We start from the raw sequence: 14,298 nt of genomic DNA on the forward strand, positions 1-14,298 counted from the left end.
CGAAATCCTCAGTGCGCAACGGCGGCGGCAGCCGCCTCGTCGATGAGCCGGCCAGTGCGGAAGCGCTCCAGCGTCAGCCCTGCGGCGAGACGATGCGGCTCGCCCTTGGCGATCAGATGGGCGAAGAGATTGGCCGAGCCTGGCGTCGCCTTGAAGCCGCCCGTACCCCAGCCGGCATTCAGGAACAGGCCCGGAACCGGGGTCACGCCCTGGATTGGCGAGCGGTCCTGGGTGACGTCGACGATACCGCCCCACTGACGCATCATCTTGACGCGACGGAACATCGGGAAGAGCTCGCAGATCGCATCCAGCGTATGGGTGATGATCTGCAGGCCGCCGGTCTGCGAATAGGAATTGTACTGGTCGGTACCCGCGCCGATGACGAACTCACCCTTGTCGGACTGCGAGATATAGGCATGCACCGAGTTCGACATGACGACGCAGGGGAAGATCGGCTTCAGCGGTTCGGAGACCAGCGCCTGCAGCGGCTGGCTCTGCAGCGGCACGCGAACGTCCGCCATCTGCATCAGCACCGAGGTGTGGCCAGCGGCAGAGATACCGACCTTCTTGGCGCCGATGTAGCCGCGGCTGGTGTCGACGCCGACGACCCGGCCGGTCTCGTCGCGACGGATGCCGGTCACTTCGCAGTTCTGGATGATGTGCACGCCGCGGTCAGAGGCAGCGCGCGCATAACCCCAGGCAACCGCATCATGGCGGGCCGTGCCGCCGCGGCGCTGCAGCGCTGCGCCATTGATCGGGTAGCGCGCGGTCTTGGCGATATCGAGCGGCGGGCAATAGGCCTTGGCCTGCTCCGGCGTCAGCCACTCATTGTCAATGCCATAGAGCCGGTTGGCATTGATATGGCGCTTGAACGACTGCTGGTCGTGAATGTTGTGCGACAGCATCATGACGCCGCGCGGCGAATACATGACGTTGTAGTTCAGATCCTGCGACAGGTTCTCCCAGAGCTTCAGCGAATGCTCATAGATGTCCATGCTCTCTTCATAGAGATAGTTGGACCGGATGATGGTGGTGTTGCGGCCTGTATTGCCGCCGCCGATCCAGCCCTTTTCGAGCACTGCGACATTGGTGATGCCGTGTTCCTTGGCGAGGTAATAGGCTGCACCCAGGCCATGACCGCCGCCACCGATGATGATTACATCATACTCTTTGCGCGGCTCCGGCGAAGCCCAGTGCGGACCCCACCCCTTATGGCCGCGCAACGCCTCGCGCGCCACGGCGAAAACTGAATATTTGCGCATCGGCCTCTACTCCATGAACCCCGTTCTCATTGGCGTTAGAAATCGCAAATCCGAGACCTGCGCAACGTTTCTTTTGCGACGCAATTGCGTGGACTTGCGCGCAGTTGCGACATGGTCGCGGATCGGTTGCTTGCGGTGCCGCAACAGGCGCCGCCCCCGCATCCCAGGATTTTTCAGCGCTTCCTTATGTCGTCGCTGGACTTTTACGTGACGATCTGGTATCCGCTCGTCTAATCGTAAAGCTTCCAGCTTAGCGAATGTCATTCTTTTGCCTCCGGCACCTGACGGAGTCACAAACAACTCGAACCAAAGGAACGGGATTTCACGTGCAGGTACTTGTCCGCGATAACAATGTCGATCAGGCGCTCCGCGCTCTCAAGAAGAAGATGCAGCGCGAAGGCATTTTCCGCGAAATGAAGATGCGCGACTACTATGAAAAGCCGTCCCAGAAGCGCGCCCGCGAAAAGGCTGAAGCCGTTCGCCGCGTCCGCAAGCTGGCACGCAAGCGTGCACAGCGCGAAGGCCTCCTGGCCCGCTGATTTGTCGTTTTTTCGACGTTATCTGATGCAAGTCGTGGCGGGGGCGAAATATCGCCACCGCCTTTTTTTGGTATGGACATCTTTTCCGCCGCCGGGCTAGCGTGATCGACGCTGCCGGTTGACGGATGGCTGGCCGGAGCGTTTGACCGGACGGTTTGCCGAGGCCCGATGAAGCCCGGCTGCGGAGCCCGCGGGGAGTTTTAGCGGCTCTACTGCATAATTCCTTAGATCAGATTCGATTTAGGGGCAGAATTATGCAGAAACTCAACGTGTTACAGCGACCTTGGCGCGTCATGAAAGACACGCGGCGCTGTAGGAACGGAAGCCGACGGCTTTCGAGACCTTGTCGATTTGAGGGATCAACCTTTGACACTTGCTGCCATGACTGCGGACGTCTCCGGTTTTACTGTCCATGAGGCGTCTCGCCGCCACCAGCGCAAGCCGCGGCTTGCCGCCATGCTGCTCCTTGGTTCGGCCCTTCTGATTGCCGGTTGCACCACCGACGGCCCGGAGTCGATGACCAACAAGGTCGAGCGCGAGCAGGGCTCGCAGGAAAACATCGCCTCGCTGTCGAGCGTCATCGCCTCCAATCCGAGCGATCCGGAAGGCTACAACGTCCGCGGCTCGGCTTACGGTCGCGCCGGCGAATACCGCCGCGCCATTGCCGATTTCGACCAGGCGATCCAGCTGAACCCTCGCTTCTACCAGGCCTATGCCAACCGGGCGCTCGTTCACCGCAACATGGGCAACACCCAGGCGGCACTTGCCGATTACAACATGGCGCTGCAGCTCAACGGCAGCTACGACGTCGCCTATATCGGCCGCGGCAATCTCTACCGGCAGGCCGGCCAGCTCGATTCCGCCTTCAACGATTTCAACAAGGCGATCCAGCTCGACACGACCGATCCCCGCGCCTACCACAATCGCGGCCTGATCTATCAGGCACGCAACCAGCACGGCCAGGCGATCGAAGACTTCTCGACCGCGATCTCGCTGTCGCCGAGCTCGCCGGAACCCTATAATGGTCGCGGCATTTCCTATGTCGCTCAAGGGGACGACGACAACGCCTTCTCCGACTTCAACACCGCGATCAACCTCAACGGCAAGGTTGCCGAGTCGTGGGCCAACCAGGCGCTGATCTACGAGCGCAAGGGCGACAAGGCCAAGGCGTCGAAGTCCTATTCGCACGCATTGCAGCTCGACCCGAAATATGAACCGGCGCGCGCCGGTCTTGCCCGGGTCAAGGCGTCCTAAGCCTTCCTCTTCGTGTTTTTCGAAACGCCCGCGACCGCTTCGCGGGCGTTTTCGTTTGTGCAGCGCGTGACCCACCGAAACCGCTGCGGGGAACATTCCTGGCCATCGTCCGTTTGCCTGAGGCAATAGCAACGGAGACCAAGCCATGATCAAACGAAGCCTCGCCACTGCGCTGACCCTGGCCGCGCTTGCCAGCAGTCCGGCAGCCGCGCAGAACTATGTCTCGCTCGGCCGCCTCGTCTGTGGCTCGGAGGGCGGCACCGGCATGATCGTGACCTCGACCAAGAACCTGATGTGCACCTTCACGCCAGCCAACGGCGGACCGAAGGCCGTCTATGCCGGCACGATCCGCAAGATCGGCATCGACATCGGCAAGACGGGCAAGAGCACCATGGTCTGGGACGTCCTTGCCAAGACCGGAACGCCAGTCAGCGAATTCGCGCTTGCCGGCGAATATTATGGTGTCGGGGCTGATGCGAGCGTCGCTGTTGGTGGCGGCGCCAAGGTGATCGGCGGCGGCACCGACAAGGCCTTCATGCTGCAGCCGGTCAATGTTCAGGTCCAGGAAGGACTGAACCTTGCGGTCGGCATCGACGAACTGACGCTGGTGCCTGCCGGTTAGATCTGCAGCGCAGAAACATGCGCTTGCTTCCGGAATGCGTAGCGTACCGAAATGCCTTCCAACGCAAAACGCCCGCCGAAAGGCGGGCGTTTCATTGTCCATCGATGCAAGCAGCGCTTACGCGTGCAGCGCCTTGACGATGTCTTCCGTCACCTTCTTGGCATCGCCGAGCAGCATCATCGTGCCGTCCTTGTAGAACAGCGTGTTGTCGATGCCGGCATAGCCCGAGCCGAGCGAGCGCTTGACGAAGAGGCAGGTCTTGGCCTTGTCGACGTCGAGGATCGGCATGCCGTAAATCGGCGAGGACTTGTCGTCGCGCGCTGCCGGGTTGGTGACGTCGTTGGCGCCGATGACGTAGGCGACATCGGCCTGCGCGAACTCGGAGTTGATGTCCTCGAGTTCGAACACTTCGTCATAGGGCACGTTCGCCTCCGCAAGCAGCACGTTCATGTGGCCGGGCATGCGGCCCGCCACCGGATGGATCGCGTACTTGACCTCGACACCGGCGGCCTTCAGCTGGTCGCCCATTTCGCGCAGCGCATGCTGCGCCTGGGCAACCGCCATGCCGTAACCGGGAACGATGATCACCTTGGAGGCGTTCGCCATCAGGAAGGCCGCATCATCGGCCGACCCCTGCTTGACCGTGCGCTGGACACCGTCGTCGCTGCCGGCCGCCGCCGTCTCGCCGCCGAAGCCGCCGAGGATGACGGAGATGAACGAGCGGTTCATGCCCTTGCACATGATGTAGGAGAGGATCGCGCCGGAGGAGCCGACGAGCGCCCCGGTGATGATCAGCGCCAGGTTGCCGAGCGTGAAGCCGATGCCGGCCGCCGCCCAGCCCGAATAGGAGTTGAGCATCGAGACGACCACCGGCATGTCGGCGCCGCCGATCGGAATGATGATCAGCACGCCGAGCGCCAGCGACAGCACGACGATCAGCCAGAACACCGTAGTGCTCTGCGTCAGGACCAACATGATCACCAGTACGACGAGCGCCGCGGCAAGACCGGCATTGATGGCGTGGCGGCCCGAAAGCATGATCGGCTTGCCCGACATACGTCCGTCGAGCTTCAGGAAGGCGATGACCGAGCCGGTAAAGGTGATGGCGCCGATGGCGACGCCGAGCGACATTTCGACCAGCGCCTGCGCGTGGATGTCGCCGAGAGTGCCGATGCCGAAGCTCTCGGGGGCATACATGGCGGCAGCCGCCACCATGACGGCGGCAAGACCGACCAGCGAGTGGAAGGCGGCGACCAGCTGCGGCATCGAGGTCATGGCGATCCGGCGGGCAATGACGGCACCGACGCCGCCACCGATGGCAAGGCCGAGCACGATCAGCATCAAGCCGCCGAAGCTCGGCTTGGCAAGCAGCAGCGTCGTGACGATGGCAATGCCCATGCCGACCATGCCGTAGGTATTGCCCTTGCGGCTGGTGGTCGGGTGCGAGAGGCCGCGCAACGCCATGATGAACAGGACGCCGGAGACGAGATAGAGGAAGGCTGCGAAGTTCGCGTTCATCGGGCCGGCCTCACTTGTCTTTTTTCTTGTACATGGCGAGCATGCGCTGGGTGACGAGGAAGCCGCCGAAGATGTTCACGGAGGCAAGCACCAGCGCGATGAAGCCGAAGCCCGTCGCAAGACCAGAGGCCGAGATGCCGACGGCAAGCAGTGCGCCGACGACAATGACCGAGGAGATCGCGTTGGTGACCGCCATCAGCGGTGTGTGCAGCGCCGGCGTCACCGACCAGACCACGTAGTAGCCGACGAAGATCGCCAGCACGAAGATCGCCAGGCGGAAGACGAAGGGATCGATCGCACCGCCGGTGGCGCCATGGGCGACAGCGCCGGCCGCGTCCGGCACGTATTCAGCCGCAGTGCGGACCGCTTCCACTGCCCGGTCGAGATCGGCGAGCGCCTTGTCGAGAAGTTCATTCGCCATCACTTGTCCCCCTTGCTGGCGCCGAAGTTCGGATGCACGACCTCACCGCCATGGGTGAGCGCCGTCGCCTTGACGAGTTCGTCCTCCATGTTGAGGGCGAGCGCCTTGGTCTCCTTCGAAACCATCGTTTCCAGGAAGGTGACGAGGTTCTTGGCGTAAAGACCGGACGCCGAAGCCGCGATGCGGCCAGGAACGTTGAGATGGCCGATGACCTTGACGCCCTCGACGTCGGCAACCTTGCCGGCCTCCGCCCCTTCGACATTGCCGCCGCGCTCGACAGCAAGATCGACTGCTATCGAACCGGGCTTCATGCTCTTCAGCATGTCGCGGGTAACGAGCCGCGGCGCGGGACGGCCGGGGATGAGTGCCGTTGTGATGACGATGTCCTGCTTGGCGATATGCTCGGCGACGAGTGCCGCCTGTTTCGCCTGATAGTCCTTGGACATTTCCTTGGCGTAGCCGCCGGCCGTTTCGGCCGCCTTGAACTCCTCGTCCTCGACGGCGATGAACTTGGCGCCGAGCGAGGCAACCTGTTCCTTGGCGGCCGGGCGAACGTCCGTCGCCGATACCACCGCGCCGAGACGGCGCGCGGTCGCGATCGCCTGGAGACCGGCAACGCCGGCACCCATGACAAAGACCTTGGCGGCAGGAACGGTACCTGCCGCCGTCATCATCATCGGCAACGCCCGATCATATTCGCAGGCCGCGTCGATCACGGCCTGGTAGCCGGCGAGATTCGCCTGGCTCGACAGCACGTCCATCGACTGCGCACGGGTGATGCGCGGCATCAGCTCCATCGCGAAGGCCGTAAGACCGGCCTTCGCCATCTCGGCGATTGCCGCCTCGTTGCCATAGGGATCCATGATGGCGATAACGATCGCACCGGATTTGTAACCGGCGATTTCGGCAGTCGTCGGCCGGCGCACCTTGAGTACGACGTCCGCCGCCTTGGCGTCAGCGATCGTCCCAATCCGGGCTCCGACCTTTTCGAACTCAGCGTCCGGAATGCGCGACAAAAAGCCGGCGCCCGCCTCGATAACGACGTCGAAGCCGAGGCTTTTCAGTTTCTTCACTGTATCCGGTGATGCGGCAACGCGACCCTCGTTCGGGTCCGTTTCCTTGGCGACAAAGACGATCTCGCTCACAAATCCCCCTCCTTGGCCGCAATCGAGCCAAAGCCGGAATGCGGGCATTCTCTCCGACTGCAAAGCGTGCGACCGATCGGGCCTCACGCCCCCGTATGCGAGGCACTGGGGTGCCAGGCACATACTTCTGGAAACAGACCGTTCCTGGGTATTCGAACCGCAACCGGCTCGGCATCGCGGATCTGCTTTCCACTCCCCCCTCACGCAGTGAGGAAACACGTCCCGTTGCAGTGAATGCCCGGGGCGTGGAGATCTCTAGGTTCTGGCACGCAGCGTCGACGCCTCCAGTCGACGGCATGCACCTTCGTCCGGGCTCGCGCCCGGTCGCCGAGGATGCGCCAGGCCCCCGGCAATCAGTCCGATGACGCTGATTAGCGCAGGAAGAAGAAGCCTGCGACGTTGAGCAGTATGAAGAGCACGAGCGAGGAGAAGAAGCCCATCGTCGTGAAGAATGCGGCAGCCATGGCAATCAGCAGCGCCACGCAGAACAGCGTGCCGTACTTCGATGCGCTCAGGAACATGAGGTAGGTCTTCTCGTGCTCCGGATAATCCATCGGAGCGCCTACATCGACCGGTCCAGAATGATGCTCAGCCATCGTTCAAATTCTCCCTGAATGCCACGGCGCGACCCTTGGTCGCCGCCGCTCCTAATCGAAGCATGGCTCCCGCGAAAAGTCGCGAAAACCCTTATAGCTGCCCTTACACAATGCTTGGGCCGGGCGCAACGAAAACCCGTCCTTTGGCAGTACTTGATGGGGCGATATGCCGCGGTCGACTGCAAGGGTGGCGCGAATGGGCGCGCCCCGCCTTCTGATGTCGACGCCGAAGACGGCTAGCGGAAGACGGAGGTCCGATAGGAACGTCCATAACCGGTTTGCGCCATGCGCGCGGTCGGCAGGATGGTCAACGGTGCGAACGGCACCTCGCTGCGATCAGCAAACATCATGCGGCGCTCGAAAGGCTCCGAATCGAAGATTGGGTAGCGGTCGAGGATCGAGGGTCGCTGGCCCCGCACCTGTGCCACGAGCAGGGCGCCATCGGCATTGTAGACCCCCAGGTTCTCGCGCTTGGCGACGACGGTCTCCGAGGCGAAAATGCGCTTGTAGAAGGCGGTATGGCGCGGCCGGCAGGCCGTCAGGCAGCGGTCGGCGGAAAAGTACTCGCAGGCCATGGCGACCGGGCGGAGCGTCAGGTAGGGAAGCGCCCGCATCTCGTCGCCGATGACATCAGGGTCGACGGCCAATCGGCCCGGATCGACCAGGACCATGCCGGCATCGAGGAACGCGTCGATCTCGGAGCCGAAGATCAGTCCCGACGTACTGGCGCGATGTTCCGGTGTGACGTGATGTACGCGAACGGTGCTGATGAGGCTCTCATCGAGATAGATGCCGAAGACATAGGCGTGGCTGTCGAAGTCGAGATCGTCGATCAGCGTTGAGCCCGTCAACTCCATAAGATTGACGGACTTGTAGGCCTTGTAGCGCAGTCGCGCGATGTCCTCCATGTCCTCGCCGGTCTCGACCCGCCGATATTCGACACGATCGAGCAATTGCATCAGCTTTTCAGAAAAGCGCCCAGGCTCCGCCTGGTGAACCGTCTCACCCATATTCCAGACCTCATGGTTAACAAATCGTTAACCTATTGACGGAAGATGGGGCGGCAACCGCAAAACGGAACAGTTCACCGTTAACTTTTTGTTAACCCTAAAAATCGGTGAATTTATTCGGTTGATTTAGAGCGATACGCGCCAAGCTGGGATGCATTTGCCGCAACTAATCAATGATTTGCTGTCGAATGAGCAGCATCAAAACGGAACGGAATTTGGGGTCGCGGCGTCAGGCGATGCGCTTGCTGGTGGGCTTTGCGCCTCGTTTTGGCACACCATTCTTGCAAAGCGTCGCAATAGCAGAAGCAGGCATGGGGGCAGCGAACACGAAGCCCTGTATCAAATCGGCACAATTGTGCTCGTTGATCAGCTGCAACTGATCGGTCGTCTCGACGCCTTCGACGACGATGCGCAGGCCGAGGGCGCGGGCAAGATTTGCCGTACCGCGCAGAAGCTTGAAGCGGCGCGAATCCTCACGGATGTTGCGCACAAAGGACCGATCGATCTTGATTATGTCGACCGGCAGGACATCGAGGTAGCTGAGGCTCGAATAGCCGGTGCCGAAATCGTCGATGGCAATGGTGATGCCGAGGCCCCGCAGCTCGCGCAGGATCGCCTGCACCTTGAGCGGCTCGTCCATCAGGCAGCTTTCAGTCACCTCCAGATGCAGCCGCGAAGCGTCGAGACCGGTTGCCTGCAGAGCGTCCGTGACCATCGTGACGATTTCGCTGCTGCGCAGATCCAGCACCGACAGATTGACCGAGACGGACACATCGCTCGGCCAGTCCATGCAATTCCGGCATGCCTGGTCGAGCACGAAACGCGTGATCTCCGTGACCAGCCCCAGTTCCTCGGCGAGCTGAATGAACACGTTCGGCGGCACGGGCCCGCGCTCGGGATGCGTCCAGCGTGCCAGCGCTTCGCAGCACTCGACCCGGCCACCGCTCGGCGCGAACATCGGCTGGTAGGAAAGCGTCAGGCTGCGCGCGTTGATCGCCTCGCGCAGATCGGCTTTCAGCTTCTGGCGGTCGACATAGCGGGCGTCCATCTCGACTTCGAACGCGGTGCAGCCGCCCCGGTTGCGCAGCTTGGTTTCCGATAGCGCAAGATCCGCCTTGATCTGCAGGTCTTCGAGTTTCAGATCCACGTTCGACGCGATGACGAAGCCCGCGCTCATGGTCATGTTGAAGGTGAAGCCGCCGGCAACATAGGTGCCACGCAGTTCCGTGTGGAGCCCGCGCATCCGTTCTTCCAGATCGGTGACGTCGGCCCTGTTCGGGAAGAACACGACAAATTCGTCGCCCATCAGGCGCGCCGCAATCGCATCATCGCAGGCGAGCGCCTTCAACCGGCCGGCGATCGCCTGCAGCAGCTTGTCGCCGACGATGTGGCCGCGCATGTCGTTGACATGCTTGAATTCGGTGACGTCGAGAACCATCAGACCGACGAGCCGGTCCTCCCTCTCGTCGCCACTTGCGGCGGCCACAACCAGCTCTCCGAAGTAGTCGCGGCTCGGCAGTTCGGTCAGCTTGTCGAAGCGCACCATGTGCAGAATCTGCTTGTCCGCCTGCACACGCGCCGTCACATCCTCGAAGATCAGCACGATATCGCCATTGTCGCGGCGGCTGGCCGAAAACTCGAGATGCAGCTCTTCGCTGACCGGGATCAAGACCTGCGGGCGCTTTCCCTTGAGCAGGAGATCGAGCTGGCGCGAGATCGCCTTGGTCTTGTCGGTATCGAGCCGCATGCGCCGCGCACCGCGCCTTATCACGTCATCGAGCAGCCAATCCTTGAGCTCCGTCCTGTCGCCAAGCGCCAGCAACTCGCTGGCACGCTCATTGGCCACCACGACACGGCCATCGCCATCCAGCATGAACAGGCCATGCGTCATGTTGTTGAGCGCGGCGTCGAATTGGCCGGCAATCGTCGCGATCTCGCGCGCCGCCAACACGTTCTCATAAAGAAAGGCGCGCACATTGTTGGCCATCATCCAGGTGGAAAGAATGAACGGCAGGATGAGGCAGGCGAGCGCCAGCATGAACACGTCCTGCAGCGTGATCAGGCCGATCACGATCGGCAGGCATGCCGACGAGGACAGGAGAAGCACGGCCCGCTCCGAGCCGTAGTTGCGCCCGACGAGCGAGATCATCGAGGCCAGCGTCACCGATATGGTGGCGAGCTCGGAAAAGGAATCCTGACTGACGGCAATGGCGTAACCGCAGGCGATGCCGCAGGTGAGCGTGACGCTGACACCGCCGACGATGTAGCGGTTCTCCCATTTGCGGACCATCGCCCGGTCGGCATTGGAGAAATCCTGCCGGTCGAACCGCGCCATATCGACATTGCGCAGCGCCCAGAGCACGAAGATCACGCCGGAGCAGGCGAGATATAGCGGATCACTGGTCTTGAGATAGACGAGCAGAAACGTCACGACATGCGACAACATGCCGATCAGCAACGTCTTGCGATGTTCGTAGAGCGAGCTCACGGATGACAGATACACGTCAGTCGGAAGAGCGCTCTGTCCAAGTCGCATCATGAACCAAGCTCCGGTTTACCGGATTGTTAGGGGTGATGACTTAACGAATGATTTCGTCTAACGCCCCGAAAAAAGTACTGAATCCCAGAAAAACCACAGGGCCGGGCCGGCAACACCCAAGGGTTCAACTCAGTAGTGCGAACCGCGCTGAACAGTACTCGGTTTCTGCAACCAAACATAGTATCCGCGCAATAAAAGGGCCTGGCTGCAACTTCGACAATTCTGCGATGCTGGCGGCCGATCCCAAATTAACGTGAAGGATGGTTACTCGAACCTAAAGAATTACCTGCGATTTCCTGCCGTTTTCAGAGCGTGCTCGCTACCAGTCGACTTTGGATCGGCGCAGCGATCACGCTCACCACCTTCTCAGTTGACTTTCATCCGCATCTGAAGGCAAGGCTTTTCTCAAGCGTGTCACGGAGCCTGATGATGTCGAAACCTGTCGTTGCCATCCCCTGCGATTTCCGCGAATTCGACGGCAATGTCTGGCATGTCGTTGCCCATCAATATGTGCGCGCCGCCGTCGAAGGCGCCGGCGTCATGCCCTTCCTCGTACCGGCGCTCGAAACCGGCAACGACATCGACGAAATCCTCGACCGCGTCGACGGCGTGCTTGCAAGCGGAGCCCGTTCCAACGTGCATCCGTCGCTCTATGGCCGGGAGGCCAAGGACACCGACGGCCCCTTCGATCCCGGCCGCGACGCGACCAGCCTGCCGCTCATCCGTCGGGCGCTGGAGCGCGGCGTGCCGCTGCTCGCCATCTGTCGCGGCATCCAGGAACTGAACGTCGCGCTCGGCGGCACGCTGGCGAGCGAAATCCAGGACCAGCCCGGGATCTGGGATCACCGCAAACCCGACGTGAAGGAACTCGACGTAGCCTATGGCATCCGTCAGGACGTCATCGTCAAGGAGGGAAGCTGCCTCGCTCCAGTGCTTGGCGCCGGCCGCATCCGCGTTAATTCGTTGCACCGCCAAGCGATCGGCTCCGCCGCTCCGCGGCTGGCGGTCGAAGCGGTCGCCGACGACGGCACCATCGAAGCGGTCTCGGTCATCGGCGCCAAGGCTTTCGCGGTTGGCGTGCAGTGGCATCCGGAATACTGGGTACGCACCGACACGCCTTCGGCAAGCCTGTTCAAGGCGTTCGGCGATGCCGTCAGAACCTACGCCGCCGGCCGCCTGGCGGCCTGACCCTTTCCGCCTCCGTATCGCCGCCCGAAGGAACGGCGCCAGGTGTCATCGCGCGCGCCGCGTGAACGGAGTCTCCGGCACCGGCGTCAGCGCTTTTCCGGTCGCAAACCAGGTTTCGATATTGTCGACGACGAGATCGGCCATGGCGTTGCGTGTCACCACCGATGCCGACGCCACATGCGGCAACAGTGACACGTTTGGCAGCGCCATCAGCGCGTCCGGCACCTGCGGTTCGTTCTCGAACACATCGAGACCGGCCCCGGCGATCACGCCGCTCTGAAGCGCCTGGATCAGCGCCCGTTCGTCGACGGTCGAACCGCGACCGACATTGATCAGAACGCCATTGTTGCCGAGTGCGGAAAGCACCTCGGCATTCACCGTTCGCCGCGTCGCCACCGTGCCGGGCACGATGACGATGAGTGTATCGACAGCCGCCGCGAGGCCGACGAGCGTCGGATGGTAGGCATAGGAAAGGCCTTCGCGCGGACTGCGCGTGTGGTAGGCGATCGATACCCCGAAAGCTTCCAGCCGCCTGGCGATCGAAAGGCCGATGCGCCCGAGGCCATAAAGACCGACGCCTCGGCCGCGCAGCGACAGCGGCGACAACGGGAACGCGCCGTCACGGCTCCAGCGCCCCTGGCGCAGCCATTGCTCTGCCTGCGGCAGCTGGCGGAGCGTGTTCAGCAGCAGGCCAATCGCAGTGTCGGCCACCTCTTCGGTCAGGACATCCGGTGTATTGCTGACGGCGATGCCCTTGGCGGCTGCATGCGCGATCTCGACGCCGTCGTAGCCGACGCCGAAATTGGCGATGATCTCAAGCTGCGGCAGGGCATCCATCAGCGCGGCGGGCACGCGTCCGGAAACGGCAATGGCCGTTACATCCTGCATCTGCGTGGTCACCAGCGCCGGATCCGCGTTTTCGATCCTGACGACCTCGAACCGCTCCGCGAGCCGATCGATGACCCGTTGGTTGATCTTTCCGGGCACGAGGACGCGCGTGCGGTTCACAGACATGGGCAGCTCCTGTCGGGAGGGAGATCTCAGGCGATGACGCGCAACGGGCCGGTCGACTGGCGGATGCGCATTTCCGGCTTGATCAGGTGAATGCCGTCAGGCTCATGGCTGCCCGAGAGCTTGTCGAGCAGCGCGCGGGCGGCACTGCGGCCGACATCGGCCTGGCCGTTCCAGACGGTGGTCAGCGCCGGCGTTGCGATCGAGGCCTCTTCCAGATCGTCGTAACCGGTGACCGAGATATCGACGCCTGGGACAAGACCGGCGCGGGCAATGCCGTTCATCATGCCGATCGCCACCAGATCGTTCCAGCAGACGACAGCCGTCGGTTTCTGCGGCAGGGAGAGCAGATGCACCGCCGCCTCGAAGCCGCCCTGCTTCGTGCGCGGGCCGGGAATACGCAGCTCCGGATCGACCTCGATATTGGCCTTGCGCAGCGCGTTGACATAGCCCTGATAGCGGTCGCGCCCGGTCGACGTCTGGTCGGTGCCGCCGACCATGGCGATACAGCGATGACCGAGGCCGATCAGATGGTTGGTCGCAAGCGAGATGCCATAGGCGTCATCGCCGCGGAAGATCGGAACGTCCACGCCCTCGATCGAACGGGCAATCAGGATCGCCGGCATGCCATTGTCCTCGGCAAGCTGGATGTCCTCCAGCGGCGTGCCGATCGCCGGCGACATGATCACGCCATCGCCGCCGAGCTGCAGCAGCGTTTCGATGAAATCGCGCTGCTTGTCGACGGAATCGTAGTGGTTGGAGAGAATGAAGGTCTGCTTGTCGCGGTCGAGCTCGGCCTCGATCGCTTTCAGGATTTCGCCGTAGAACGGGTTCATGATGTCGTGCACGACGACGCCGATGATGCCCGAACGGGATGTTCTGAGACTAGCGGCGCGACGGTTGTAGATGTAGCCGAGCGCGCGCGCCTGTTCCTTGATCTTGTCACGGGTGACGGTCGCCACCAATGGACTGTCGCGCAAAGCCAGGGATACCGTTGCCGTCGAAAGACCGAGTGTTTCCGCGATCGTCGAAAGCTTGACCTTTTGCGCCACGATGCCCCCTGTAAGCCCTGTTTCGCCCCCGGCCGCGCCAGCCCCACTATTCAAGCCGAGTGAGGTTTTTGCAGCAACCCTTGCAGCACCCGTCGCACATCCCAGCGGACATGCGCGTGCCACAAATTTAAATCCCTTTTA

General features: G+C 62.2%; 13 protein-coding genes. 4 read left to right on the top strand and 9 right to left on the bottom strand.

Annotated features, from left to right (window positions below; translation table 11 throughout):
• Positions 1-8 precede the first annotated feature (8 nt).
• The gene (locus tag PWG15_RS15905) at positions 9-1,262 is read right to left on the bottom strand and encodes a sarcosine oxidase subunit beta family protein (RefSeq protein WP_275021461.1); all 1,254 of its coding nucleotides are present in this window, start codon (positions 1,260-1,262) and stop codon (positions 9-11) included.
• Between the two features lie 326 nt (positions 1,263-1,588).
• Between PWG15_RS15905 and rpsU the strand changes: the two genes are divergently transcribed.
• The 3 genes from rpsU (at position 1,589) to PWG15_RS15920 (ending at position 3,677) form a co-directional block, all read left to right on the top strand.
• The gene (gene rpsU / locus PWG15_RS15910) at positions 1,589-1,801 is read left to right on the top strand and encodes a 30S ribosomal protein S21 (protein WP_034786884.1); all 213 of its coding nucleotides are present in this window, start codon (positions 1,589-1,591) and stop codon (positions 1,799-1,801) included.
• Between the two features lie 366 nt (positions 1,802-2,167).
• The gene (locus PWG15_RS15915; RefSeq protein WP_275021462.1) at positions 2,168-3,055 is read left to right on the top strand and encodes a tetratricopeptide repeat protein; all 888 of its coding nucleotides are present in this window, start codon (positions 2,168-2,170) and stop codon (positions 3,053-3,055) included.
• Between the two features lie 145 nt (positions 3,056-3,200).
• Positions 3,201-3,677, top strand: a complete 477-nt coding sequence (locus tag PWG15_RS15920; RefSeq protein WP_275021463.1) for a DUF992 domain-containing protein — start codon at positions 3,201-3,203, stop codon at positions 3,675-3,677.
• 117 nt (positions 3,678-3,794) lie between these two features.
• Here PWG15_RS15920 and PWG15_RS15925 read toward each other — a convergent pair whose 3' ends face one another.
• The 6 genes from PWG15_RS15925 to PWG15_RS15950 all read right to left on the bottom strand — a co-directional run bounded on the left by PWG15_RS15925 (position 3,795) and on the right by PWG15_RS15950 (position 10,906).
• Positions 3,795-5,195: an NAD(P)(+) transhydrogenase (Re/Si-specific) subunit beta gene (locus PWG15_RS15925; protein ID WP_275021464.1), complete on the bottom strand. Its 1,401-nt coding sequence runs from the start codon at positions 5,193-5,195 to the stop codon at positions 3,795-3,797.
• A gap of 10 nt (positions 5,196-5,205) precedes the next feature.
• A complete protein-coding gene (locus tag PWG15_RS15930; RefSeq protein ID WP_034786897.1) occupies positions 5,206-5,616 on the bottom strand; it encodes an NAD(P) transhydrogenase subunit alpha part 2 in 411 nt (136 codons plus the stop codon).
• The gene (locus PWG15_RS15935) at positions 5,616-6,761 is read right to left on the bottom strand and encodes a Re/Si-specific NAD(P)(+) transhydrogenase subunit alpha (protein WP_275021465.1); all 1,146 of its coding nucleotides are present in this window, start codon (positions 6,759-6,761) and stop codon (positions 5,616-5,618) included. Before PWG15_RS15935 ends, PWG15_RS15930 begins: the two co-directional genes overlap by 1 nt.
• Positions 6,762-7,132: 371 nt before the next feature.
• On the bottom strand, positions 7,133-7,357 hold the full coding sequence (locus PWG15_RS15940) for an aa3-type cytochrome c oxidase subunit IV (protein WP_275021466.1): 225 nt from the start codon (positions 7,355-7,357) through the stop codon (positions 7,133-7,135).
• Positions 7,358-7,593: 236 nt separating this feature from the next.
• A complete protein-coding gene (locus tag PWG15_RS15945) occupies positions 7,594-8,367 on the bottom strand; it encodes an N-acyl amino acid synthase FeeM domain-containing protein (RefSeq protein WP_275021467.1) in 774 nt (257 codons plus the stop codon).
• Positions 8,368-8,596: 229 nt separating this feature from the next.
• On the bottom strand, positions 8,597-10,906 hold the full coding sequence (locus tag PWG15_RS15950) for a putative bifunctional diguanylate cyclase/phosphodiesterase (protein ID WP_275021468.1): 2,310 nt from the start codon (positions 10,904-10,906) through the stop codon (positions 8,597-8,599).
• A gap of 429 nt (positions 10,907-11,335) precedes the next feature.
• Here PWG15_RS15950 and PWG15_RS15955 point away from each other — a divergent pair, with 429 nt between their 5' ends.
• A complete protein-coding gene (locus tag PWG15_RS15955) occupies positions 11,336-12,094 on the top strand; it encodes a gamma-glutamyl-gamma-aminobutyrate hydrolase family protein (protein WP_275021470.1) in 759 nt (252 codons plus the stop codon).
• A 45-nt stretch (positions 12,095-12,139) separates the two neighbouring features.
• Here the strand turns inward: PWG15_RS15955 and PWG15_RS15960 are convergent, their stop codons facing one another.
• On the bottom strand, positions 12,140-13,102 hold the full coding sequence (locus PWG15_RS15960) for a 2-hydroxyacid dehydrogenase (protein WP_275024437.1): 963 nt from the start codon (positions 13,100-13,102) through the stop codon (positions 12,140-12,142).
• Positions 13,103-13,134: 32 nt separating this feature from the next.
• The gene (locus tag PWG15_RS15965; protein ID WP_057254582.1) at positions 13,135-14,157 is read right to left on the bottom strand and encodes a LacI family DNA-binding transcriptional regulator; all 1,023 of its coding nucleotides are present in this window, start codon (positions 14,155-14,157) and stop codon (positions 13,135-13,137) included.
• Positions 14,158-14,298: the final 141 nt, after the last annotated feature.

Origin of the sequence: Ensifer adhaerens, from assembly GCF_028993555.1 — a bacterium.
In the GTDB taxonomy this organism is placed as follows: Bacteria; Pseudomonadota; Alphaproteobacteria; order Rhizobiales; family Rhizobiaceae; genus Ensifer; species Ensifer adhaerens_I.